This window comes from Anaerotruncus sp. 80 (assembly GCF_009936115.1).
Lineage (GTDB): Bacteria > Bacillota > Clostridia > Peptostreptococcales > Anaerovoracaceae > Senimuribacter > Senimuribacter intestinalis.
The window spans coordinates 1-24355 of sequence record NZ_QWES01000008.1; the positions used below are offsets into that span (position 1 = coordinate 1).

The window sequence follows — 24355 nt, forward strand, 5'->3', positions numbered from 1 at the left end:
TATCACCCTTTTCTTCTCCCGTCAAGTACCTTTTTCCCTTTTTTCTATTGTTCTTTTTTTCTGAATCCTTCAGCGCTCACTTCTTCCAATTCTCCGCACAGTTTCTCCACTGCGGCAAAGTCGTCACGCTTAAAGGCTGCAGCGATGGTTGCTTCCAGCTCCTGCTTCCGTTTATCTGTTTCCAGGTAATTTCGGTCAAAATACTTATCATACACCATTTTACGAAAATTCTTCGTTCGCATGCGTCTGACAGTATTATCTTCTACTAAAAGCACATAATCCGCACATCCTGCTGCTAAATAAAAGTCATGACTGACCATGAGCACCGCTCCTCTGTATTCGGAAATCGCTTTTTCCAAGGCCATCTGCGCGTAAATATCCAGATGACTGGTCGGTTCGTCGAGAATTAAAAGCTCTGCGTTTGAATTTGTGATGAGGGCAATCTGAAGCAAATTCTGTTCACCTCCAGAAAGCTGCCCTACTCTTTGATCCAGCAGCGCTTCTTCCAGGCAAAACTTTGCAAGGTATCCACGCGCCCTTTCCTTTGTCTCAAAGCCATAATTCTGCAGAACCTGATATACAGTCTTGTTTTCATCGTGTAATACTCCTTGTAGCTGTGACAGATACGCATACTTTGTGTTCTCGTCTATATAAATGGAAGGATTATCATTTTCCAAAATGTCACGGATTAAAGTAGTCTTACCTGTGCCGTTTGCGCCAACAATCGTCACCTTTTCCCCTGCAAACAGTTGAAAATTCACATTCTGCAGCAAGTCTTCATCAAACGCTGCCTCATAATCTGCAACGTGAAGTACAGTTTTCTTTGTTTCAGTTCCAGACTCAGCAGCCGAAACCTCCGGCAGCACGATTTCCGGCTCGCGAATTTCAATAAAGGGAGCCTTAATCTGCCTTGCGCGCAGACGATCAAGTTGTGACTGTTTTGCATTGACAGACCTTCCGATGACCGGATTCACCATATCCGTTGCTCTTTTGCGAAGGATTTGAACCATCTGTTCTGTACGTTCAATTTCCTCCTGCTCCGCTGCGTTTTGCATCCTCAGTTTCAACTTTTCTCTAAAAATAGAGCAGCGGTATTCCGTGTAATTGCCGTCAAATTCCTGCAAATCTGCATTCTCCAAATGCAGGATTTTGTTAAAACAGTGATTGAGCAGATATCTGCTGTGAGTCACCACCAGCAAAGTTCCTTTATACTCGTTGATTAACTGACAGAGACTGCTCAGATTGGCAAAATCCAAGAATGCATCGGGTTCATCCAAAATTAGCAGATCCGGTGCAAGAAGCATTTCTCTGATAATCTGCAGAACCTTGTATTCGCCTCCGCTAATCTTAGACAGCTTTGTTTCTGCGAGGCCACTCATATGTGCTATGTGTAGCTGTTTGCGGATATTGCTTTCATAATTGTCCCCGTCCATGGCTTCATTTATGTCAAGAAGCTGCTGATATTTTTCCAGTGCCGCCTCCATATCCTCCGCTGTCGCCATTTCTTCGCAAATCTGAGCGATGTCTTTCTGGATTTTTAAAAATCTTTCACTGAGATATTCAAAAACAGTACAATCCTGTAATTTATCTTTTGCATTGAACTGGCTAGCATATCCAATTCTGTAATCTTCTGATCTGTATATTTTTCCGTCGTAAAGATATTCGTCAGGTTGTATCAGCATATCGACTAACGTTGATTTGCCGCTTCCGTTGCTTCCGATTAAAGCGCAGTGTTGCCCTATTTCTAAAGAAAACGAAATATCGTGATATAAATCTTTTGCAGGAAAACCGTAAGATAGTTTTTCTACTCGAATCATTCTTTTATCCTCGTTTCTACTATTGCTAGATAATTTCTTTATTAAAGTGTCCCCTGGTATCTGTTTCCTGATTGAAAAGAGGTTTGTTAGCTGTAGCATTTGCGCTGTTCAGCTTTTGCTGCGCTGCTTTAACTACTTTGACTACCTCGTCTTCTGATTCAATGGTGAAGTTCAGTCTAAAAGCCTCAATACCTCTAATGGACGGTATTTCATCTAGAAGATTCAGTATCTTGCCGTTCAAAATCGTGGTTGTGCAGTCACCATGGGAAAGAATCGGAAAGGTACCGTATTCATCTTTCATCTCGTAGGTCTTTGCTCTGCAGTTACCACACTGATTCATTTTTTTCATAGGACAATACTTTGTGAACATCAACGGTGCACGTCCGTATACCACCATTTCCAAAGCTGGATAGCCATCATTTTTTGCATAGTATGCGTCAATTAGATCACCAATCTGCTTTTTGTTCAACTCATAGGACAAAGTTACTCGCTTTGCGCCCAGTCGAAAAAGCTCGTAGCAGCTATCTGCATTGACTACATTTAGAGAATAGTCGGTGACAAATGGATTGCGGTCTCTGTAATAATAGATTCCGCCGTATCCGCCGATCAAAAGTTCCCCTTCTTTTTCTTCATAAGTAATTTGATTTCTTCGAATAACATTGTCAAAATAGATTTCCTTTATGCCGCACTTTACGCAGGCGTCATACTGCGCTTTTGTCGTAACGGAAACAGTAAGATACGGATTCTTCTGTGCGAAAGAGATTTTCTTTTTCGCCTCGGGAATTTTCGTACGTCGTGCTTTGCCTGTAATCTTTGCGTCGTATAAGGCCTGGACGATTGTGCGTCTGGCGCTGTTGAGCATTTTCACCGGAATAAAAGCGTTGTACTCTTCAAATTCCACATCACCAAGGGAAAAGACTGTGTCTTTCAGTTTAGAAAGCTGTTTCACAACTTGCTCTCTAGTGGTCGGATTATTCATCGCCTCTTCCAAAATTTCTCCGCTTTCATACAAGTAGCTGCATCCCAGCCCTTCTGCGTCAATGACCAGATTTGCACCGGGATAAGCGTAAACTTTCATATGTAGCGGAAATCGTCTGAATTCGTCTTGTAAACCGTTTCCCAGCTCATTATAAAACAGGTAGTCTTTCGTCTTATAGATTACGTCTCCTATGGATAGCTTTTCTTTTATTTTGATATAGCAAACATCTTCAGCTTTGTTAATCAGCATTCCCTCTCTGTCGTACAGTTTTACAACGGACAGATTAACGTCTTCGCCTCCAGCATCGATTCTGATGATATCGTTCTGATTTAATACCTTATCCAGGGTGATTTCATACATGCCTTTGTAAAATCCTGTAATTCTGCCAATCTCGTAACCGAAGTTGTTCGGTCTTTGAATATTGGACAAGTCTTTCGGGTCCTCGTGAAACAGATACCCTTTTGTAAAGGTTCTATTGAAAGTTTTTTTCAAATCTTCCTTGTCACTTACTGTCACCTTGCCATCCAGTGCGGCTCTGTATTTTGAAACGACGTTTGCCACATAGGCAGGCTCTTTCATACGCCCCTCGATTTTCAGAGAGTCGATTTCCTTAAGTTCCTCTATATAGTCGATGGTATTTAAGTCCTTGGTCGATAACAGGTAGTTTTTTCCAAAAGACTCGCCTGTGGTCCTGTCAATTAGTTCATAAGGTTTGCGGCAGGATCCAACACATCTGCCCCGATTTCCACTCCGATATCCGATGAGACCGGACATAAGACAATTTCCTGAGTAAGATACACACAGAGCGCCGTGGACAAAGATTTCCAGAGGTATCTTCGCAGTCCGTTTGATTTCTTTCACCTTTTCAATTTCGACTTCTCGCGACAGAACAACTCTTTTAGCACCCAATTCTTTGAAAAGTAAAGTGCCTTCAAGGTCATCAATGCCCATCTGGGTCGAGCAGTGTACTTCCATATCCTCAAAATGGTTGACAGCATAGTCAAAAACCGCTAAATCCTGCACGATGACACCATCTACGCCAATCTCATTCAGCAGCTGAAGCTGCCTCTTCATGTCGTCAATCTCATCTTCAAATACAATCGTATTCATGGTTACATATATTTTTACATTTCTGAGATGCGCATAAGCAACCGCTTCTTTTAATAATTCCGTATCAAAGTTGGACGAATAAGCGCGGGCGCCGAATTTCCGCATCCCCAAATAGACTGCGTCGCAGCCGTTTGCAATCGCAGCCTTTAACGCTTCCATGTTTCCCGCCGGAGCTAATAGTTCAGTCATTGGTTCCTCCCGTCTGGTTTAGTAGTTATCGCCTCCGCCATGCATTATACGGCATCGCCTGCCAAAATGCAAGAAAAATAGCACTTTCAGCTGTCTTTTCAGCTTCAAATACTCTGTCGTTTTCTTTTAGATATCACACGGTTCAAAATGCAAATTTACAGCACTCAAATTCGTTGAACGAATAAAACCTGACCGCATCTCCATGTTTCACCAGTTCTGTTGCAACTGGCAGCATGGGATTGGGTTTACCATGTGCAGGGATACAAAAGGCTATTTTCTTCAATCACCGCCCTTTTCTCCATATGCTATACCGAACAATTCGGCAAATGCTCCTTTCGGAGGTATCGCAATCCCACACTCAATATCGCAAAGCAGGAGGAGCGTATCTCCCGGCTTAATCCCCAAAATATCACGAGCCTGTTTCGGTATTACAATCTGTTCCTTTTCACCGGCACTGGCTGTTCATACATATTTTCCTTCAGGTGCTTTCATTTTCTTCTATCTCATAAGTATAATTTATATAACTAGACATACTTCTTTTTTCCCAAAATGACAATAGAACCACGAAAACGTCTATTTTATATGGGGCTGTATTTTCTGTGCACTCACGGAAAAAAATTCGCAGGTTTATTAATATTTCACCTGTTATTTTGGGTCGCTCATTTTCTTAGTGTCAAAATAGAATTACAAAAGGCGGAAAATACAACCGCATTCCCCGCCTTTTTCCAAGACATTTATTAATAGAAAGCTTCTGATAAACCAGAAGTTATTGCTCATTGACAAGCAGCTTCAGTACATCCGGCCTTGCGTAGTGGCCCACCGCGTCATGCTCCATCTTGCACGCAGCAGGCAAATCCATATCAAGCTCCGCGTAGATAATCGTTTCCTCATTCCAAACAGGCTCTGTCACATAATGCCCATAGGGATCAATGATACAGCTGCCCCCACTGCAGACCATTTCCGGCAGCTGAAGAACCGCTTTGTTCTCATTGAGGTCAGAAGGATAGGAGGAACGTCTAACAATCATATCCGCATTGATAAAGTAGCATTTGCCCTCAATCGCGATATGTTGAATCGTAGCCTGCCACTCCGGATTGTCGTTCGTATTCGGCGAAATATAGATGGTGATTCCTTTTTGATAAAGTGCTACCCTGGCAAGAGGCATATAGCTCTCCCAGCAAATCAGGCTGCCAATCGGCCCCCACGACGTTTCTGTCACCGGAAAATAATCCTTGTTTGCGTCACCCCAGACAGTCCGTTCTGATCCGGTCGGTTTCAACTTGCGATGCACCTTATAGGTCCCATCCGGCTCGAAAATGACATTGCTGTTATAAAGCGTCCCGTTGACCGCATCCCGCTCAGAAAAGCCAAGACTAATATAGGCACCTGTCTTCTTCGCTCTGTCGGCAAGTTCTCTGAATTCCTCAGCCCCGGCAACAACAGAAGCATCATAATACCGTTTCCAATCCTTTCGGCCTTCCTCAGTTCGCTTGCCCATGCTAAAACCAAAGTTCATTCCAATCGGGTAGCCGGGAATGAAAAGCTCAGGAAAAACGATTAGGTCTGGATTTTGGGATGCCGCTTCGTCGATATATCGAAGTGTCTTTTCCAGAGATGCTTTTTTATCAAACAAAACAGGCTCTGCCTGTACCAATGCAATTTTGCAGATTTTTTTGATGTCTTTCACAGTGATTCTCTCCTTCAAATACCGATTTGTTTCTTTCATTATAACAGCAAACACTCCCGTCGACAAGCATAAATCAGGCCGGCGCTCCAAGGAGCACCAGCCTGTCGTTTCCTTTCATTTCAAGGAATGTAGGATTTTTTATGATTTATTCCCACTCAATGGTGCCGCATGGCTTCGGTGTCAAATCATAGCACACTCGGTTTACCCCTTCAACCTCAGCCAAAATTCTATCAGTAATCTTGTGAAGCACCGGCCAGTCGATGTCTTCAATCGTTGCAGTCATCGCGTCCACAGTGTTGACCGCACGAATAATGACTGGATATTCGTAGCTTCTTGCGCCATCCTTTACGCCTACAGATTTAAAATCAGGCACCGCGGTAAAATACTGCCATACCTTGCCCTCAAGCCCATTTTTCGCAAACTCTTCACGAACGATTGCGTCAGACTCGCGAACCGCTTCAAGACGATCTCTTGTAATCGCGCCAAGACAGCGAACGCCAAGTCCAGGACCAGGAAACGGCTGACGGAACACCATGTTGTCAGGCAGTCCCAGCGCTTTTCCTACCACTCTGACCTCGTCCTTAAAGAGAAGCTTCACCGGTTCAACCAGTTCAAACTGCAGGTCTTCCGGAAGACCGCCAACATTGTGGTGCGCCTTAACGCCATCACTTTCTAAAATATCCGGATAAATTGTACCCTGTGCCAGGAATTCAATGCCGGACTGCTTGCGAGCCTCCTCTTCGAATACTCTGATAAACTCCGCGCCGATAATCTTACGCTTTCTCTCAGGTTCATCCACACCGGCAAGCTTGTCCAGAAAACGATCCACAGCATCTACGTAAATCAAATTCGCGTTCATCTGGTTTCTGAACACCTCTACTACCTGCTCTGGCTCGCCTTTGCGCAGAAGACCGTGATTTACGTGCACGCAGACCAATTGGCTTCCGATTGCCTTAATCAAAAGCGCCGCTACGACAGAGGAGTCTACCCCGCCGGAAAGCGCCAGCAGTACCTTCTTATCCCCAACCTGTTTTCTCACTTCTTCCACCTGTTCGGAAATGAAAGCCTCTGCCAATGCGGCAGTTGTGATTCTTTCCATCGACTCAGGACGTACAATTTTTTCCATATTTTTTCCTCCATATATTGTTAAAGAAAATAGCGTACAATATTTTTCATACCAAATATTATAGCCTACCGTCTTCTCCCATGCAAGGAAATTTTAGAATAATAAGCAGCTTATCACACACATATTCGGCCTCTATAGTACAATCCATTTTTTCCGTTAAAAGCTTTGCAATAGAAAGTCCCAGACCGCTGCTGTTTCTGCCTGTCTCCACTGTATAGAACCGATCAAAAAGTCGCTCCACATCCAGTGATGTTAAATCCCTTGCTGTATTAGCAAAAATGATTACACCACCTGCACTCATGGTTACCTCAAAATCTCCATCACTATATTTCAGTGCATTGCTGATGACATTACCGAAAATTCGATTCACCGCCGCTTTATCCAGATATCGTTCAACCGGCTCTGTGCATATATTGATTTTCGGCATAATACCTCTTTGCTGCATAGCGCCGTAATAGGAAAGTAGGCTTTCCTCCAGCACCCTACGCAAGTCCAGCGTTTCCTCCGACAGTTCTTTCACCGAAGCAACTACCGAATAGCGAAAGAGTTCTTCCGTCAGTTGCTTCATCACTTCCACCCTGCTGGTAATCTGTGTCAGATAGCGTTCCGCCACCTCGTCTTTTTCTATATCCTCTAAAAGTTCCAGGTAACCGCAGATTGCCGTAAGCGGTGTTCTAAGATCATGAGAAATATTCGTGACTGCCTCCTTTAGCTCCGTATCCCCTTGCAAAAAATGCATACGTTGTTTGCGCAGCCTGCGCAGTTGGTCGTTGATTGCCGCCGCCAACTTTCGCATTGCGGGATCTTGATGTGACAGATGAATCAACGTGTTTGTATCCATTTCAAGACGCAGCGCGAATTCCCGCTGAATCTCCTCTGCCGCTCTTCTAACTCCATAAAGCTTATAGCCAAGCACTACCACAGTGCAGCCTAAAACACCGATTATTCCCCATAAGAAAAATACCATAAAACACGTCCTTTATCTTAGCCTCTATTTCAGTTCTTTTTTTCTGAACAGCGCAATACCCAAAGCCGTGACCGCAACCGATATAACCGACGAGTAGCCAGCCAGCAGCCATGGTTTATCATTTTCCATCGTGGATACCTGTATCTGCTGTCCGCCCGGCGTCGCATCCAATAAAAATGTATAGACATCCCGCGTAGTCCCGGAAATATATCTCGGGTTCGGTTCCGGCTCAGCATTTTGCAGCGTTCCCGTTTCATCCATGTAATAGCCTCCGTAAACCTCCGGTTCATCAAGCAACCCCTTTATATAAGAACCGGCAAAAAGCAGCAGCAGCGCCAAAAGAATGCAGGCTACCGCAGAGGCTGCTTTGTTGTGGCACAAAAGCACAACCAGCGTAAAAATTGCGGAAAAGCAGACGCTTAACATCAGAGCGCAGCCGGCAAAAATCACCATCGCCCAAACTGCCTCGCCAAAGCCGCCCAAAAGCACCGCGCCCAATCCAAGGTAGCAGACCATATGAATCAGGCAGAAAAACATCGAGGTAAGACTGCATACCACAAACGTCGACAGATAGATCTCCCACCGCTGGTGTCCTGCAATAATCTTATTTCGAAGCGTTCCGTCAGCGTATTCCGTTCCTGTAAAAATTGCACAAAATACGGCAATCACTATTCCAACAAGCGCCACGTACTGAAAAGCCCCGCTTTCCAGGGTAGCGTCCATTCCACTGTCCCGGACCTGTTTCTTCATAAAAGCGAAAAAAAATCCCAACATTGCCATAAAAGCCGCAATGCCCCAGAAGATTTTTGATTTTTTTAATCTCATCAAATTTGCCAAAATTAAATTATTCATGACTTGCACCTCCCACCAGACTGACAAAGTAGCTTTCCAGACTTTCGTCCCGTTCTTCCATTGAAATGATTTGACAATTTTCCTTTGCCAATTCCATCGCAAGTTCTGAAACGTTGACCTTCGCATAGATATCAGCCTGTTTTTCTGAGAAAATGTGATACTCGATTCCCATGCGGTCCAGGACTACCGCAAGACGTTTCGTATCTGAAACCTCCGTGCGCACACATTTGCGGCAAACCTCCTCAAGCTCCTTCGCACTGATTTCTTTCATCATTCTGCCGCCGTCAATGAACCCATAATGGGTCGCCAGCTTGGAAAGTTCATCTAAAATATGGCTGGAAATCAGTACCGTAATCTGATGCTCCCGATTCAGCTTCAAAATTAATTCCCGCATTTCAATAATCCCCTGCGGATCCAATCCGTTAATCGGCTCGTCTAGCAGCAGAAAATCAGGATTTCCTACAAGGGCAATGGCAATCCCCAGTCTCTGGCGCATACCAAGAGAAAAATGTTTCGCCTTCTTTCTTTCGGTATGCCCAAGTCCTACCAACGCCAAAATTTCCGCAATACCGTCAAAAGACGGCAGCCCCAGCACCCTGCACTGCATTTTTAGATTATCGACAGCCGTAAGCTCGCCATAAATAGATGGCGTTTCTACCACAGCACCCATTCTGCTGCGGCTTGCTGCAATTGATTTCTCGCAGTTTTTTCTCCCATAGAGGACAAAGCTTCCCGCAGATGGCTCCTGCAAACCACAAATTAACCGAATCAGTGTCGTTTTTCCCGCGCCGTTTCTTCCTACAAACCCATAAATAGAGCCCTTCGGCACATGCATAGAAAGTCCGTCCAGCGCCTTAAACTGCTTGTAGCTTTTGGACAGACCCTCCGTCGTTAAAACGTATTCCATATATGATATACCTCCTTCTCTTCACGCCTATCAGTTTACAAGCAGACGGTAAAGAAAGCGGTAAAGAAAAATGTAAAGATTTCGTAAAGCTTTTACAAGGTTTATTCTGTCAGCTTAAATCCAATTCCCCATACGGCTTCAATATAATCTCTGCCGGAAGTCTCACGCAGCTTCTTGCGAAGATTGCTGACATGGATTTTCAGCGAAGCCTCTGTGCAGTCCGGCGTATCGAAACTGATGCGCTCCAAAATGGCTGACTTTGAAATCGCGCCGCCTGCCTGCTGCATCAGCAGCTTCAAAATCGCAAACTCTGTCTTCGTAAGTTTTACCTCCTGATTGGCTACGGTCACCAGCCGGCGCTGTTCGTCCAGTCTTAAATCCCCAAAAGAAAGAAGCTCCGAAGGCGTTACCGCAGTCCTGAGGTGCACCGCGATGCGCGCCAAAAGCTCTTTCACTGCAAATGGCTTGCTCACATAATCTACAGCGCCGCTCATCAGCAGATTGACTTTATCCTCTACATCTACTTTCGCGCTGATTACGATGACCGGTATCCCGGAAGTATGTTTCAGGACTTCCTCGCCGCAAAGACCCGGTAACATTAAATCCAGCAGGATTAAATCCGGTCTTTTCTGCGCAAGCAAATAGAGAGCCTCTGTGCCCGAATAAGCTCTGCACACGCTGTAACCTTCCTTTTCGAGCACCTCACAGAGCATGTCTCCGATTGGTACATCATCATCTATGATTGCAATAGTCTTTGCGATATTTTTCATGAAATCCCCCTCTGTTTTCATAACTGCGTTCATTATACCATGACGATTCCTTGCAGCAACGCTGGTATAATCGTCTGCGTTCATTATACATCAAAATGGGTGGTTTGTGAAACCAATAAAAAACGGTCAGGCTGCAAATACACAAGCCCGACCGCTGCTGCTATCCTCTCAGATTGTTCAATTTATTCTGGTGAAATAGTCAAAAATATGATATCATCACCAAAGTAAAGTAATTCAAATGTGATACCATCAGAATTCTTCCACTGCACGCCCAACGTTGTAGTTTCTGGTTCACCTAGCTTCTTGGTCATACGTTCCTGCAAAGTGTCAAATAATTCTCCTTCAGGAATATCAGAATCATTCGTTCTCTGTATTACCTCAGTGATTGTCCGAAGAGAATTATCCGTTCCTAATGCATAAGACAAATTAATTTCCAGGTCATCTTTCTCCAGACCCAAAAATGTTCCGTCCAGCGATTCATGTGTACTGATGTCCTGCGTATCATTCCAGTTAGGTTTCCCTGCGTCAGCATCTTTTTCCAAAATCTGCTCATAGCTTTCTCCGAAGTTAATACCATATGGCATTTTGCCTAAATATCCTTGAGCAGAAGTCATTTTCAAAATTAAGAAAACAACTAGAATCACAACTACAACTCCTGCTGCAATCAGCCATTTAAATCTCTTCGCTTTGTTTGCAGCAACTGCATCCATGGGGATCTCTCCTTGAGCAAGTTCTGCCTCTTCCAGATTATTTGCTGTCTCCGCTCCTATCACTTTCTCTTCCTTAGCAGGCTCAATATGTACAAGTTTTGCTCCGCATGATGCACAAAACAAAGCATCATCATCTGCCTTAGTTCCACATTTACTGCAATACATCTTCTACCTCCTAATATAAATCTCGGTATTGGGTTTTTCTTGTATTATATCATAGAATATATTTATATGTCTATATTTTGAAGTTATTTAACTCATAACGACTGCACATATGGATCATTTTCTCTATAACCACCCACTACCCCGTAAACAGTGATATCTTCGCCACCGGTAAAACGTTCACGTCCCTGTGGATAACGATAGTCAATCCGCAGAAGTCTGTCATCAATGGAACCATTACTTATATCTTCAAAATACCTATATAGCTATTCTTATAAGAAAATTTACTAAATATATATATCAATCCTCTATAAATTTATTATATTTATACTGAGCAAATTCACCTTAGCAAAATGAACTGCCTATTATTCCTAATAAAAAAAATGCTCAAGTCGCTGGACTCAAGCATTTTCAATAAATTGGCTAGGGTAGCAGGATTCGAACCTGCGCATGATGGAATCAGAATCCATTGCCTTACCGCTTGGCGATACCCCAACATTTGGAGGCGACACCCAGATTTGAACTGGGGAATAAAGGTTTTGCAGACCTCTGCCTTACCACTTGGCTATGTCGCCATAATCATAAAAATGATATGGGGTGGATAGTGGGATTCGAACCCACGTATACAGGAGCCACAACCCTGTGTCTTAACCACTTGACGATACCCACCATATAGTATATACTACTCTGCTGAAATTATGCAATTCACCGTCAATTTATGCTCAGCTTTTGCATCATCCACAGCAAAATATACTTTAAAAAAATTGGCGACCTGGAACGGGCTCGAACCGTCGACCTCCAGCGTGACAGGCTGGCATTCTAACCAACTGAACTACCAGGCCGCATTACCGGTTCATTTACCGTACTGCCACTACAAATACAGTAAACGACCTCCGTAAGCCACTTGCTTGCTAGCTGAGGAACTATCACTTACACAGCTCGCATACAAGCGTCAGTGATTTGAAAAATGGTGGGCGTTATAGGGCTCGAACCTATGACCCTCTGCTTGTAAGGCAGATGCTCTCCCAGCTGAGCTAAACGCCCAAAGTGGTAGCGGCGAGTGGAGTCGAACCACCGACCTTCCGGGTATGAACCGGACGCTCTAGCCAACTAAGCTACACCGCCACATAGTTTCTTCAAATCACTGCAAGAAATATATTATCAAACCTAGCTGAGAATGTCAAGAACTTTTTTAGTATTTTATGCTTTTAATATGTCGCAACTTAACATTCTGCCGGCAGGTATCTTTCCTGCACTGCCTATCTTTCCATTCAATGAACAGCTTGAATAGATTACCATTTTCTTGGAGGTTTGTCAATAGGAATTTTAAAATTCCTCAGAAGTTTTTCTTAAACTTTCGCACACGATCTATTCCACCATAAGCTTTGCATATCCATGGTCAAAAACCGTTTTTCCAAACTCATAATCAAAAGTCTGTTTAAACAGTGGACCATCTGTAACCAGCGTATGATATTCTCCATTCTCTCCACAGACATCAACACCTTCTGCTGCAAGACGTGTAAGCAGTTCCAAAGATAATGCTTTCCCCAGATACTCTGCACCCATATATTTTGTATTTACTGTAGTGATTCTTGCAGTAAATCCCGCTTTCAAAAGTTCCTTCACCGCTTCTTTGCGATCCATCTGCCAGAGAGGAAAATATCCTGTAAGGCCTGCTGCCTCACATCGATCCTTGTCCCACTTAAGATGTGCTTCTAAATCGATATCGCCAAAGACACAGTACTCAGCGCCCCTGCCTTTCCACTCACGCAGTTTCTCCTCGAACCTTTCCTCGTAATCTGTTCCGTCCGTCAAAATTAAATCGATTGGAATTTCCAGCGCCGCAGAAAGTCTATCGAGCACATCCCGTCCCACTCCGTGAAACCAAGCTTTCTCTGCGTTTGTATTATAAGTAATTAAAAGTCCCAGCGGCTCCATATCGGCTTCTATCGCTTTATAAAGTGCTAAACTGCTATCTTTGCCTGTACTAAATGATGCTACAAATTTTTTCTTCTCTGTCATGCTTTCTCCTCTTACTATTCATATCACTCTACCGCAGACAAATTTTCCTTTACAACCCATTCACATGCGCTGCAGCTGCAAGTGCTGCTACGGCTCCATCGGCGGTAGCTGTAGCCAGCTGGCGAACAGACTTGGTTCTGCAGTCTCCGCAGGCAAAAACGCCGGGTGTCTTTGTAAGACAGTCTTCACCAGCGATGATATAGCCTTTCTCATCCAGGTCTACTACCTTTGAAAACGCCTGATTTGCAGGCATCTGTCCGATAGCGACGAATACGCCTGACACCTGCAGCGTTGTAACTTCCTCTGTTTTCACATTACGGATCTTAAGACCATTCACCAGCGCCTCTCCCATAATTGCTTCAGGAACGCTATCCAGATAAAACTCTACATTATCCTTAGTGAGCAGTCTTTTTACGACAGTCTGCTCTCCGCGAAAAGTGCCTCTTCTGTGAATCAGATAGACTTCTTCTGCCAGATCAGAAAGAACCTCCGCATCCTCCAGGGCTGTATTTCCGCCGCCGATGACCGCTACTTTTTTCCCTCTGAAGAAAGCGCCATCACAAGTTGCACAGTAGGAAACTCCGCTTCCCACAAATCTTTCTTCTTCTGGAAGACCCAGCGGACGATTTTTCGCCCCAGCAGCGAGGATAACTGTTTTCGCCTCGTAGCTGCCGTTCTTTGTCACAACGAGCTTTACATTCTCACAAGTTTCAACAGAAACCACTTCTTCATAGATAATCTCAGCGCCCTGCTCTGTCGCCTGTTCATAGAAACTTGTCGCCAGTTCAAACCCCGAAATTTTCTTGATCCCCGGGTAATTTTCTACCTCCGGCGTGTTTAATATCTGCCCTCCAAATCCTTTTGCATCAATCAGAAGAGTTTTCTTTCCGGCACGTTGTCCGTAAATAGCGGCAGTAAGCCCCGCAGGTCCCGCTCCAATAATTATAATGTCATACATCACTCTACTTTTCCTTCCTTGAAAATGCGCATCATTTCTCTCGTCAGACTGATGCCATCGTCCTTAACATCCATCTCATCCCGGCTGACCCATTCCGCAACAGAAAGTTCTTCAGAATCCATAGTAATCTCGTCGTTTCCATCCACATGGCAGAAAAAGCCCAAAAGCAAATTGCAATCCGTTCCCCATGGCTGACTCTTATAATAGGTAATATCTTTTACCTTAAGCCCAGCTTCTTCCATGACTTCACGACTCACCGTTTCTTCCGCTGTTTCGCCGATCTCTGTAAAGCCAGCAATCAATGCATATTTCTTGTACGCTCTGCCATTGTACTTTGTGAGGAGTATCTTATCGCCATTGATTACCCCTACGATAACTGCCGGCGCAATTCTCGGATACACTGTATTTCCACAGCAAGCACAGCGCATCATCCGCTCTTTATCATCGGGTTTCAGACGCTTTCCGCACCTCCCGCAAAATCTGCTGGTTCTGTACCATTGATATAAATGATGTGCAGTAGATGCCGCGAAGGCCAGTTCCTTATGTTCCAAATCCCGCAAATTCCTTGTGGATTCCCAAAAATATCCATCATTCAAAAGTTGTTGAATTACAGATTCCCCGTCGCTTTTCATTAAGAAGTAACCATCTTTTTCAATTCTGAAAAGGTACTGCAGATCAGCCCCTTCGAAAAAAGCAGCACTAGGCACTGTCAGCCTGCCGTTGCTACCTTTCCTTACTAAAATTCTATCCTCGTCAAAGACAAAGACCCAATCTTCCGCCTCTGCCTCTTTCTTTTCAAACTCGTTGTACAACTTCCGTTCTCCTAATTCCTGAATCATTTGTCACACCTCTGACTAAAATAGTATTTACTTTCAACTCTATTTTATCACGAAATTCAAGGAAAGAAAGGAAAAGTTTTATAACAGATCTCATAGCCATCGCCTCTATCTCCAATGAGAAAAAGCTGCTGCCGTACACCCTCTTTTATCTGCGGTCCTAAAGCCTTGAGCGATTCAGTATATTTAAATTCCGAAACAACTTCATATACTCGATAATCATACAAGGAGAGATATGTAATTTCTTTTTGAATCGCTTCCACCTCAGAATGAGAAAACAGTATATCATCAGAAAGATTTTCTATAGACAAAATTTTAATACTTTCCACATGCGCCGATTTATTACCTGCCTCATTCCCTTTGATCATATCACAAAATTCATCTATAATCAGTTCCTGTGGTTTTTCTACCACCTCTGTGTTCAGCGTAACAGATCTGTCCCCAAAATCAAACTCTTTCTTTCCTCTATAAATATAGTTTTCTTCTTCTGCATAATTCCTCACCAGATTTTCTAGATAAGTAAACCAAATCTGTTCATAGCTATAATAACACGCACTTTTTTCGTCATAATATCCGTTCTGATAAAAAATCCCAATCCCCTTTATTTCTATGTAATATTCCTGATAAAGCTGCCTCGCATCAAGCCGCTCTATGCCTTCAATATTCTGCAGCAACGTCTTAATTCTCTTCTGTGCTATTTCCTCAGTCCCGCTTTCCGTAGCAAGCGTATACACCGTGCCATCGGAAAGCACTCCCTGTATCTCACGAATTACAAAATCTCCTTCAGCAAAATTTACTGGCTGTTTACTCTGCCAGTAAAAAATTACTGAAAAAAGAATTATAATCATCAGAACACCTACAGTCATCCAAGCTGCGACTGTTCTCTTTCTCTGTTTTTTTAAATAACTTCTAATCCCTTTAAGCATCCTCTCTCCGACTTCTGGTTCGCAAAAACATCTTTGCGTGCTCAGTTCCCCTGCAAAGAGCTCATTTACCGAAATCGAAAGAGCATCACATAAAGAATGCAATATTGATACATCGGGAAAACTCTTTGCTCTCTCCCACTTAGAAACTGCCCGATCTGTTACCCCTAAAAGTTCTGCCAGCTGCAGCTGGGTCAAATGCTTTTCCTTCCTCCGCTGCGCAATAAATGCGCCGATTTTCTCATAATCTAAAGTCCTGGTGTCCATCCTCTTCCTCCTTTTTTATATTTTACCACAGACATATCTAAAGCCGCAACCAACTGATAGTTGAGTAACATGGCAAGGGCATGAAGAAAAAATTATCCACCTGAAAATTGTCTTACCCGTGCAATGATTTTAACTTAAAACAGGTATTTCTTGAAAAAGTGTATAAAGTGGATGTGCGATTCTTAACCGAAAATTATAAAATGCTGAAAAAATGTATAAAACCATCTGAAAAAACATACTTACCGGTTATTCTTACAGATATTATCCCTGCTGCCTTGTTGATACTTTGCATTTTGCGTAAGTTTATTTGAAGCTTTACTCAGTATCTTGCATAAAACGCAAAAGTAAAGATTTCTGCCAAAAATCTTTTATACATCATTTAATAAAAATCGCAATTTAGGTTAAAGTTTTCCTTTTTCCAGTTTTTCTTTGACGTTTTACACTGCTTCTATGGTGTACTTATTTAAAATTTGCCTTTTCCTCTTGACAACAGCCACGATATATGATTAAATAAACACATGAACATTCATTCATGTTAATTGAATGATAAAGAGGAGGTTTTATAATGAAAGCAATTCACAAAAGAAATTCTTTACAGCCATTACTTCACCATCACGATGAACACTGTGGCTGCGGTCATGCGCATCACGACCATCACGAAGCCGGTGTACACTGTGATGGCGGTCATAGCCATGAGCATCACCATGAACACCAAGAAGAAATCTGCGATTGCGGTTGCGGCCACGATCACCATGAGCATGAGCACTGCTGTGAGGAAGATGACAGCGGCGGTGATGGAGATGAGGAACACTCGCACCATCATCATGAACACTGCGACTGCCATTGCGAGCACGACCACCACGAACACGATGAGCACCACGAGCATGAGCATCACCACGTTGACGCTGCTGTTCTTGCTAAGGCAGACAAAAAAATCTATCTACTGGAAAATCTTGGCTGCGCCCACTGTGCTTCCAAGATGGAAGACAAAATCAATCAGCTGCCGACTGTAAAAGACGCAACCATTACCTACGCGACAAAACAGCTTCGCATTGCTGCTGATGACTGTGATGCACTGCTGCCAGAAATCCGCAGAATCTGCAGTTCTATTGAATCTCAGGTAAAAGTCGTAGATCCTGCTACAATGCAGGCAAAACAGCCATCCAGCGTTGCAGATACAAAAGAAGCCCGCAGCAATTCCAAAAAGAAAAAAATTTCAGAAGACAAACTGGAACTCGGCACGATTCTGGCAGGCGCCCTCCTCTTTGCAGGCGGTGTCATTACCCACCATATGGGGCTGGATCCCCGCATTATGATTGCACTGTCCGTCATATCCTACCTGATTCTGGGAGGAAAAATCATCTTAGAAGCCCTGAGAAACATTACAAAAGGACAGATCTTTGATGAAAACTTCCTGATGAGCATTGCTACCATCGGTGCCTTTATCATCGCTGAATACTTAGAAGCGGTAGGCGTTATGCTCTTTTACCGCATCGGCGAATACTTTGAACATAAAGCTGTCGAGAAAAGCCGCGTACAGATCATGGATGCTATCGATATGCGTCCCGAAGTGGTTAATTTAGTAAAAGGAACATCCGTAGCAATAATCCCCGCAGAACAAGCTGCAGTCGGAGACATCCTGCTTATCCGTCCTGGAGACAGAATCCCTCTGGACGGCATCATCATAGATGGAGAAAGCCGTATTGATACCTCTCCAATCACAGGAGAACCTGTTCCTGTTAGCGCAAAACCAGGCACCGCTGTAACCAGCGGCTGCCTCAATACTTCCGGTCAACTGCAAATCAGAGTAGAAAAACCCCTTTCCGAATCTATGGTTTCCAAAATTTTAGATTCTGTCGAAAACGCTGCTGCAAGTAAACCGAAATTAGACCGCTTTATTACCAGATTCTCCAGAGTCTATACGCCTTGCGTCGTTATCGCTGCACTTCTTCTTGCTGTGGTACCTTCTCTGGCAACAGGAAATTGGAACTACTGGGTTTATACTGCCCTTACCTTCCTTGTTATGAGCTGCCCTTGTGCGCTAGTACTCAGTGTACCCCTTGCCTTTTTCTCCGGCATCGGTGCAGGCTCAAAGAAAGGCATCCTGTTTAAAGGAGGACTTTCCATAGAAGCCCTGGGTAAGCTGAAGGCCGTTGTCATGGACAAAACTGGCACGATTACAGAAGGAAATTTCCTCCTGCAGAAAATCATCTCCGCCGGAACTTATGGCGAGGACGAACTGCTTGCAATCTGTGCAAGTTGTGAGCAGCACTCTACTCATCCGATCGCAACCAGCATCGTCAGCGCTGCCACTGGTAAAGGACTCACCCTTTCGGTTCCAGAAAAGCGGAATGAAATCGCAGGATACGGTATCGTCGCCCAAATGAAAGAAGGGCTTGTCCTCTGCGGCAATCAAAAACTAATGGAAAAATATCAAATTGCTATGCCGACACTTTCTGAGGCTGCAAGCGGCGCCGAAGTCTTTGTCGCCATCGACGGAAAATTTGCAGGGCGCCTCATCATCGCAGATACTATAAAAGCTGATGCAAAAGACGCCATCAGCCGTCTTAAGGCAATGGGACTTCACACTGTCATGCTGACGGGCGATGGAAAAAACAGCGCTGAAGCTGTTGCAGCTCAAGTAGGCATCGATCAGGTATATGCAAAACTGCTTCCGCAGGATAAATTGACCATGCTGACAAAAGTGAGAGAAGAAAAAGGCAGCGTTATGTTTGTCGGAGACGGCATCAACGATGCACCTGTTCTCGCCGGAGCTGATGTAGGTGCTGCTATGGGAAGCGGCGCCGATGCAGCAATTGAAGCTGCCGATGCAGTATTTATGCAAACAGAGGTAAACTCTATTCCAAGCGCTATTTCTATTGCACGAGCAACAAACGCAATCGCAAAGCAAAACATCATCTTTGCCCTTGTAATCAAAGCAGCCGTCATGGTTCTAGGTGTTATCGGCTTTGCCAACATGTGGCTTGCTGTATTTGCCGACACAGGCGTGGCTATGCTGTGCGTACTGAACTCAATCAGAGCACTATACAAAAAATAATGTTATCGGGAGGAAACGCTTCAGGCTGCTTTCCTCCCATCCATAAAAATACGGAGGAAGAAACATGGACTTTGAAAAAACAGATCACCCTATCGAGGAAGAAACCCTTTACAGCTTAGCAGAGCTATTTAAGGTCTTTGGCGATCCTACCAGAGTCCGGATTTTGTATATCTTATCCTCTCAGGAACTCTGCGTACAGGAAATTGCAGATACGTTGTCAATGACCCAGAGCGCAATTTCTCATCAGCTGCGCGTTCTCAAGCAGACTGCCCTGGTAAAATTCCGCCGAGAAGGAAAAACCATCTACTATTCACTGGCTGACGATCATGTCGCTACCATCATGGCACAGGGGCTTGAACATGTTTTGGAATAATTTATTGATTCTCAGTAAAGAGCTGCAAAACGGCCACTAGATTTTCATTTTTGACTTCTTTTCGAATCCCTCTTGACTTTTTTGCCAGAAGTGGTACATTATATTATATGAGTTTTAGCACTCATTATTATCGAGTGCTAACAACACAAAGTAGAAGACTATGGAGGAGAGACAATGGCTAAGAAACAATTCAAAGCAGAGTCCAAGAAACTCTTGGATTTAATGATTAACTCAATCTATACCCATAAAGAGATTTTTTTAAGAGAACTTATCAGCAATGCCAGTGACGCACTGGATAAGCTGTATTACCAAAGTCTGCAGTCCGGCGACACCGGCATCAAGCGTTCCGATTTTCACATTGACATCACAGCAGACAAGGAAAACCGCACCCTTTCCATCAGCGATAACGGCATCGGTATGAGCGCCGCTGAAATGGAAGCAAACCTTGGTACCATCGCAAAGAGCGGCAGCCTTGCCTTTAAGGAAGAACATGCTGAAGAAAAGAAATCTGAAGATACAAACCCGATTGACATCATCGGACAATTCGGCGTTGGCTTTTATTCCGCATTTATGGTGGCTGACGAAGTTACTGTCACATCTAAAGCCTACGGCAGCGAGGAAGCTAATGTCTGGAAATCCCAGGGTGCAGATGGTTACACCATCAAACCAGCGGAAAAAACAAGCCCAGGTACCGAAATCGTACTTCATATCAAAGAGGATACCGAAGGCGAAAACTATACCACATTCCTGGAAGAGTATACCATTCGCAATTTAATCAAAAAATACTCCGACTACATTCGCTACCCGATTCAGATGATGGTCGAAAAGCGCCGTCCAAAGGAAGATGCTGAAACCAAAGAAGGCGAAATGCCGGAAATGGAAAGCTACATGGAGCTGGATACGCTAAACACCATGGAACCAATCTGGAAGCGCGCCAAAAGCCAAGTTAAAGCCGAAGATTACAACGAATATTACAAGAGTAAATTCGGCGATTACCAGGATCCTTGTCGTGTCATCAGAACCAGTGTAGAAGGCGTTTCCAGCTACACTGCCCTTCTGTTTATTCCGGGACACACACCATACGACTACTATACTAAGGACTACGAAAAAGGTCTGCAGCTTTACTCCAGCAGCGTGATGATTATGGATAAATGCAAAGAACTGCTGCCAGATTATTTCAACTTTGTAAAGGGGCTCGTAGATTCTCAGGATTTAACACTGAATATTTCCCGGGAAACATTGCAGCACGACAGACAGCTTCGCAACATTGCAAAGAACCTGGAAAAGAAAATCAAAAAAGAACTGGCAGACTTTATGAAGAACGACCGCGAAGGCTACGAGCAGTTCTTCAATCACTTCGGCAGACAGTTAAAATACGGCATTTACGACGACTTTGGAATGCACAAAGATGTACTTTCCGACTTAGTCCTTTTCTACTCGTCCATGGAAAAGAAAATGATTTCCCTAGACGAATATCTTGCCAAAATGGGAGAAGCGCAGAACGCAATCTACTATGCATCAGGTGAATCTGTAGAAAAAATCGACATGCTGCCGCAGACTGAATTTATCAAGGATAAAGGCTATGAAATCCTTTACCTGACCGATGAAATCGATGAATTTGTTCTGCAGATGATGGGAACTTACAAGGAAAAACCGTTTAAGTCCGTTTCCGCAGAAGACCTTTCTTTTGAGGAATCAGAAGCCCAGCAGGAAGAAATGAAAAAAGCAGAAGAAGAAAGCAAAGACCTTCTCGCATTCCTGACAGAAACCCTGGCAGGCAAGGTCACCGAAGTAAAGCTGTCCCCTCGCCTGAAAAACTCCGCAGTATGCCTGACTACTAAAGGCGGACTTTCACTGGAAATGGAAAAGGTGCTCAACGCTATGCCGACAGACCAGAATGTAAAGGCAGAGCGCATTTTAGAAATCAATCCAAACCATCCGGTAATGGAAACGCTGAAAGAAACCTATGCAAAAGGAGACGACGGCAAAGATCTCGTCGCAACTTATGCAAACCTGCTCTACAGCCAGGCAGTCCTGATCTCCGGTCTCACTGTAGAAGACCCGATGAAACTAGGTGAAGACATCTGTAAACTAATAACAAAATAACCGATTTTCCTTTTAACTGCAAAAGAACCCGCATATGACCTACATATCCGGGTTCTTTATTACTTTTTAAATTTTATAGAACGAAGGTTTATGCTGGCGGAACACCGCATAGTAATCAATGCCGCAAGCCTTCACCATCTCTGCGACCTCACAAAAGCCCTCGCCTAAGCGGGAAGATACATGAGAGTCAGAACCAAAGGTGATAATTTCACCACCCAGTTCTGCATACCGCTTTATAATATCACGGTGTGGATTGGTCATGTTCTTTGCAACAAACTTAGAAGTGTTGCACTCAATGCCCCGCCCTGTTTCGATGAGTTCTTTCAAAATCGCATCTAGAATATCTGCATATTTAGCATAAGTGAACTGTTCCAGTGCACCGGGACCGTAGCGCAGTACAAAATCCATGTGGCCTGCTACATCAAATACCTGAAAACGTTTGATATTTTCCAGCTCCTCCTCAAAATATTGAGAGACTGCAAGCTGGATATCTACGCCTTCATAATGCCTCTTATCCTCAGCGTCCATCTTGTGAAACGTATGGGTTGAACCGATGATGAAATCAAACGGAAAGGAATTTGCAAGTTCTGTCAATCTTTCACAAAGATGAGGCTGCATGCCAAGCTCAATACCTGTAAGTACTTCAATTCTGTCCCCATAACGCTCCTTTACACTGGCTAAATCTGCAACATATGCAGAAATTGCCGCATCATCGCCTCTGTCGTCGATGAGAAACGTAAAATAGTCCGGGGGAAATCTCGGTGCATCAAAGTCCTGATGGTCAGTAATGCAGATAGACTCCATGCCCAGTTCAATGGCGCGCTCTACCTGCTCTGCCACCGGTGTTGTAGAATCACTGGACCATCTTGTATGTACATGCATATCCGCAATCATTATGCTTCAGCTCCTTCACTTTCTTTCAGTTCAGCATCTGCTTCCAGAGGTTTCATGCAAATACCGGTCATAGCGTATACCAGTGCGATTACCCATACTGCATAGCTCATGAAGCAATACGGAAGATATGCGCTGATTGGAACGCCCAGCACTGACGGATAGTAAACGCCGGAGCCAGACCACGGGATAAACCCTGCCATACCAGTACCGAAATCTTCCATAGTTCTGGAAAGGTTCAGTGTAGAAAGACCCATTTCCTTATACTTTTCGTTATACATCTCACCAGTCAGAATCAGTGCTAGCGAAGAGCTTCCGCCGATCGCAACCAAAATAATTACAGAAACCGCAGTTGCCAGAATTAGCGTGAATCTGGTCTTTACAGATTGCAACAGTTTACCAAGCAGTACTTCGATTGCGCCAATCTGTTCCATAATACCTGCAAAATAGAAGCAAATATAGATTAGAATGAAAGATTTCAGCATGGAGGAAAGTCCGCCTCGATTCAGAAGCGTCATAGCGTCTTCCCCTGCCTCTGCAGCTATAAATCCAGGTCTTGCGCCTTCCACCATTTCCAGATTAAATCCGCTGTAAAGGGCAGTTACACCGTCTGCCAGTTCAAATCCCTGATAGAACATACCGATGAGCAGCGCTACAACCGCAGAAATCATCATCACTACCGTAGACGGCTTTTTAGTAACCGCGCCGTATACTACGATTACCAGAGGCAGCAGCACCAGAATATTCCACTTAAATACGGAATCCAGCGTAGAAAGAAGCTGCAGCGTGTTTTCCGGAAGTCCTGTACCTGTGGTGGAAGCACTGATACCCATCACCAGATATACTGCCACACCGATGACCGCAGCCGGAATAACCGTTTTAGACATGTGCTTAATATGATCGAAAATATCGTTCTTCGTGGACAGCGCTGCTAAAATGGTAGTATCAGACAGCGGAGAAAGCTTGTCCCCGAAGATGGCGCCAGTGTAGCACGCACCTGCTACCGCTGCAATGTTTACGTTCGGCATTGCTGTTGCGATTCCCATCATAGTAATACCTGCTGTTGCAGCAGATCCCCATGAAGTACCTGTACAGGTGGAGAAGATCGCACACAATGCAAATGCGGAAACTAAAATCCACTTTTCACTGACAAGCTGTACGCCGTAATAAATAAACATTGGAATGGTTCCGGAGTACATCCAGGAGCCCAGCAGAAACCCTACTGCAATGAGAACCGACATTGCCGGTGCAGCAGATTTAATTTTCTCTGCGGTATATTTTTCCATCTCTTCCCAGCTATAGCCGCAGCGCCAGCCGATGAATACCACCCAGCACAGGGAAATGCCAATCAGCGCTGGCGCAGACAGGTCTGCAAGGGAACCGAAGAAAAAGATTACAAGCAGCACGATGACTGCTGAGAGCGCTTCCACAATGTTCGGTTTTCTCTTTACGCGAACCGGACGCTCTTTGGTCTTAGCCTTATCTTTCATAAATAAGTTCCTCCTTTAAAATTTATATAGTATTATTGCACTGTGTAAATTATAGCAATATTTCTACAAATATGGATTTGATAAAACACAAAGATTTCGGTACTTTTTTGTGGAATTTATAAATTGTAACTTTCTACAAAAAAACTTCCGAAAAT

The 24355-nt window shown here is 44.0% G+C and carries 18 protein-coding genes, 6 tRNA genes and 1 pseudogene; 3 read left to right on the forward strand and 22 right to left on the reverse strand.

Annotation, left to right across the window (positions count from 1 at the left end; genetic code table 11):
- Positions 1 to 44: 44 nt before the first annotated feature.
- The 20 genes and pseudogenes from D1155_RS04275 to D1155_RS04375 all read right to left on the reverse strand — a co-directional run bounded on the left by D1155_RS04275 (position 45) and on the right by D1155_RS04375 (position 16282).
- Positions 45 to 1817 carry an ABC-F family ATP-binding cassette domain-containing protein gene (locus D1155_RS04275; RefSeq protein ID WP_160201171.1) on the reverse strand — a complete coding sequence of 591 codons (1773 nt, stop codon included), beginning with the start codon at positions 1815 to 1817 and terminating at the stop codon, positions 45 to 47.
- Between the two features lie 25 nt (positions 1818 to 1842).
- Positions 1843 to 4095: a U32 family peptidase gene (locus tag D1155_RS04280; protein ID WP_160201172.1), complete on the reverse strand. Its 2253-nt coding sequence runs from the start codon at positions 4093 to 4095 to the stop codon at positions 1843 to 1845.
- 279 nt (positions 4096 to 4374) lie between these two features.
- Positions 4375 to 4533 (reverse strand): annotated as a pseudogene (locus D1155_RS04290) (AbrB/MazE/SpoVT family DNA-binding domain-containing protein); the annotation flags it as partial.
- A gap of 328 nt (positions 4534 to 4861) precedes the next feature.
- A complete protein-coding gene (locus tag D1155_RS04295; RefSeq protein ID WP_160201173.1) occupies positions 4862 to 5782 on the reverse strand; it encodes a carbon-nitrogen hydrolase family protein in 921 nt (306 codons plus the stop codon).
- 145 nt (positions 5783 to 5927) lie between these two features.
- On the reverse strand, positions 5928 to 6881 hold the full coding sequence (gene guaA, locus D1155_RS04300; RefSeq protein WP_243151017.1) for a glutamine-hydrolyzing GMP synthase: 954 nt from the start codon (positions 6879 to 6881) through the stop codon (positions 5928 to 5930).
- A gap of 85 nt (positions 6882 to 6966) precedes the next feature.
- Positions 6967 to 7875 (reverse strand): HAMP domain-containing sensor histidine kinase, encoded by a 909-nt coding sequence (locus D1155_RS04305; RefSeq protein WP_160201175.1) that lies wholly within the window; start codon positions 7873 to 7875, stop codon positions 6967 to 6969.
- 24 nt (positions 7876 to 7899) lie between these two features.
- The gene (locus D1155_RS04310) at positions 7900 to 8727 is read right to left on the reverse strand and encodes an ABC transporter permease subunit (protein ID WP_160201176.1); all 828 of its coding nucleotides are present in this window, start codon (positions 8725 to 8727) and stop codon (positions 7900 to 7902) included.
- Positions 8720 to 9634 carry an ATP-binding cassette domain-containing protein gene (locus tag D1155_RS04315; RefSeq protein ID WP_160201177.1) on the reverse strand — a complete coding sequence of 305 codons (915 nt, stop codon included), beginning with the start codon at positions 9632 to 9634 and terminating at the stop codon, positions 8720 to 8722. The genes D1155_RS04310 and D1155_RS04315 overlap by 8 nt, the downstream gene beginning before the upstream one ends.
- Before the next feature lie 101 nt (positions 9635 to 9735).
- The gene (locus D1155_RS04320; protein WP_160201301.1) at positions 9736 to 10404 is read right to left on the reverse strand and encodes a response regulator transcription factor; all 669 of its coding nucleotides are present in this window, start codon (positions 10402 to 10404) and stop codon (positions 9736 to 9738) included.
- 182 nt (positions 10405 to 10586) lie between these two features.
- Positions 10587 to 11279, reverse strand: coding sequence for a zinc ribbon domain-containing protein (locus D1155_RS04325; RefSeq protein ID WP_160201178.1), 693 nt, complete (start codon positions 11277 to 11279; stop codon positions 10587 to 10589).
- 417 nt (positions 11280 to 11696) lie between these two features.
- Positions 11697 to 11771, reverse strand: a tRNA-Gln gene (locus D1155_RS04330).
- Positions 11772 to 11776: 5 nt separating this feature from the next.
- Positions 11777 to 11851 (reverse strand) — tRNA-Cys (locus tag D1155_RS04335).
- A gap of 18 nt (positions 11852 to 11869) precedes the next feature.
- Positions 11870 to 11945: transfer RNA gene (locus tag D1155_RS04340), tRNA-His, on the reverse strand.
- Positions 11946 to 12041: 96 nt separating this feature from the next.
- Positions 12042 to 12118: transfer RNA gene (locus D1155_RS04345), tRNA-Asp, on the reverse strand.
- A gap of 126 nt (positions 12119 to 12244) precedes the next feature.
- Positions 12245 to 12320, reverse strand: a tRNA-Val gene (locus D1155_RS04350).
- A gap of 4 nt (positions 12321 to 12324) precedes the next feature.
- Positions 12325 to 12401, reverse strand: a tRNA-Met gene (locus D1155_RS04355).
- Between the two features lie 243 nt (positions 12402 to 12644).
- Entirely contained in the window at positions 12645 to 13298 is a 654-nt protein-coding gene (locus D1155_RS04360; protein WP_160201179.1) for a diphthine--ammonia ligase, read from the reverse strand.
- A gap of 49 nt (positions 13299 to 13347) precedes the next feature.
- Positions 13348 to 14256, reverse strand: a complete 909-nt coding sequence (trxB, locus tag D1155_RS04365) for a thioredoxin-disulfide reductase (RefSeq protein ID WP_160201180.1) — start codon at positions 14254 to 14256, stop codon at positions 13348 to 13350.
- Positions 14256 to 15095: an NAD(+) diphosphatase gene (gene nudC, locus D1155_RS04370; protein WP_160201181.1), complete on the reverse strand. Its 840-nt coding sequence runs from the start codon at positions 15093 to 15095 to the stop codon at positions 14256 to 14258. Before nudC ends, trxB begins: the two co-directional genes overlap by 1 nt.
- Positions 15096 to 15151: 56 nt before the next feature.
- Positions 15152 to 16282, reverse strand: coding sequence for a helix-turn-helix domain-containing protein (locus tag D1155_RS04375; protein WP_160201182.1), 1131 nt, complete (start codon positions 16280 to 16282; stop codon positions 15152 to 15154).
- A 565-nt stretch (positions 16283 to 16847) separates the two neighbouring features.
- Here D1155_RS04375 and D1155_RS04380 point away from each other — a divergent pair.
- From D1155_RS04380 to htpG, 3 genes are all read left to right on the forward strand, one after another.
- Positions 16848 to 19340, forward strand: a complete 2493-nt coding sequence (locus tag D1155_RS04380; RefSeq protein WP_160201183.1) for a heavy metal translocating P-type ATPase — start codon at positions 16848 to 16850, stop codon at positions 19338 to 19340.
- Between the two features lie 64 nt (positions 19341 to 19404).
- Positions 19405 to 19713 carry a metalloregulator ArsR/SmtB family transcription factor gene (locus D1155_RS04385; RefSeq protein WP_160201184.1) on the forward strand — a complete coding sequence of 103 codons (309 nt, stop codon included), beginning with the start codon at positions 19405 to 19407 and terminating at the stop codon, positions 19711 to 19713.
- A gap of 174 nt (positions 19714 to 19887) precedes the next feature.
- Positions 19888 to 21819 (forward strand): molecular chaperone HtpG, encoded by a 1932-nt coding sequence (htpG, locus tag D1155_RS04390; RefSeq protein WP_160201185.1) that lies wholly within the window; start codon positions 19888 to 19890, stop codon positions 21817 to 21819.
- A gap of 66 nt (positions 21820 to 21885) precedes the next feature.
- Here htpG and D1155_RS04395 read toward each other — a convergent pair whose 3' ends face one another.
- Both D1155_RS04395 and nhaC read right to left on the reverse strand, forming a co-directional pair.
- Entirely contained in the window at positions 21886 to 22713 is an 828-nt protein-coding gene (locus D1155_RS04395; RefSeq protein ID WP_160201186.1) for a histidinol-phosphatase HisJ family protein, read from the reverse strand.
- Entirely contained in the window at positions 22713 to 24200 is a 1488-nt protein-coding gene (gene nhaC / locus D1155_RS04400) for a Na+/H+ antiporter NhaC (RefSeq protein WP_160201187.1), read from the reverse strand. Before nhaC ends, D1155_RS04395 begins: the two co-directional genes overlap by 1 nt.
- Positions 24201 to 24355 lie beyond the last annotated feature (155 nt).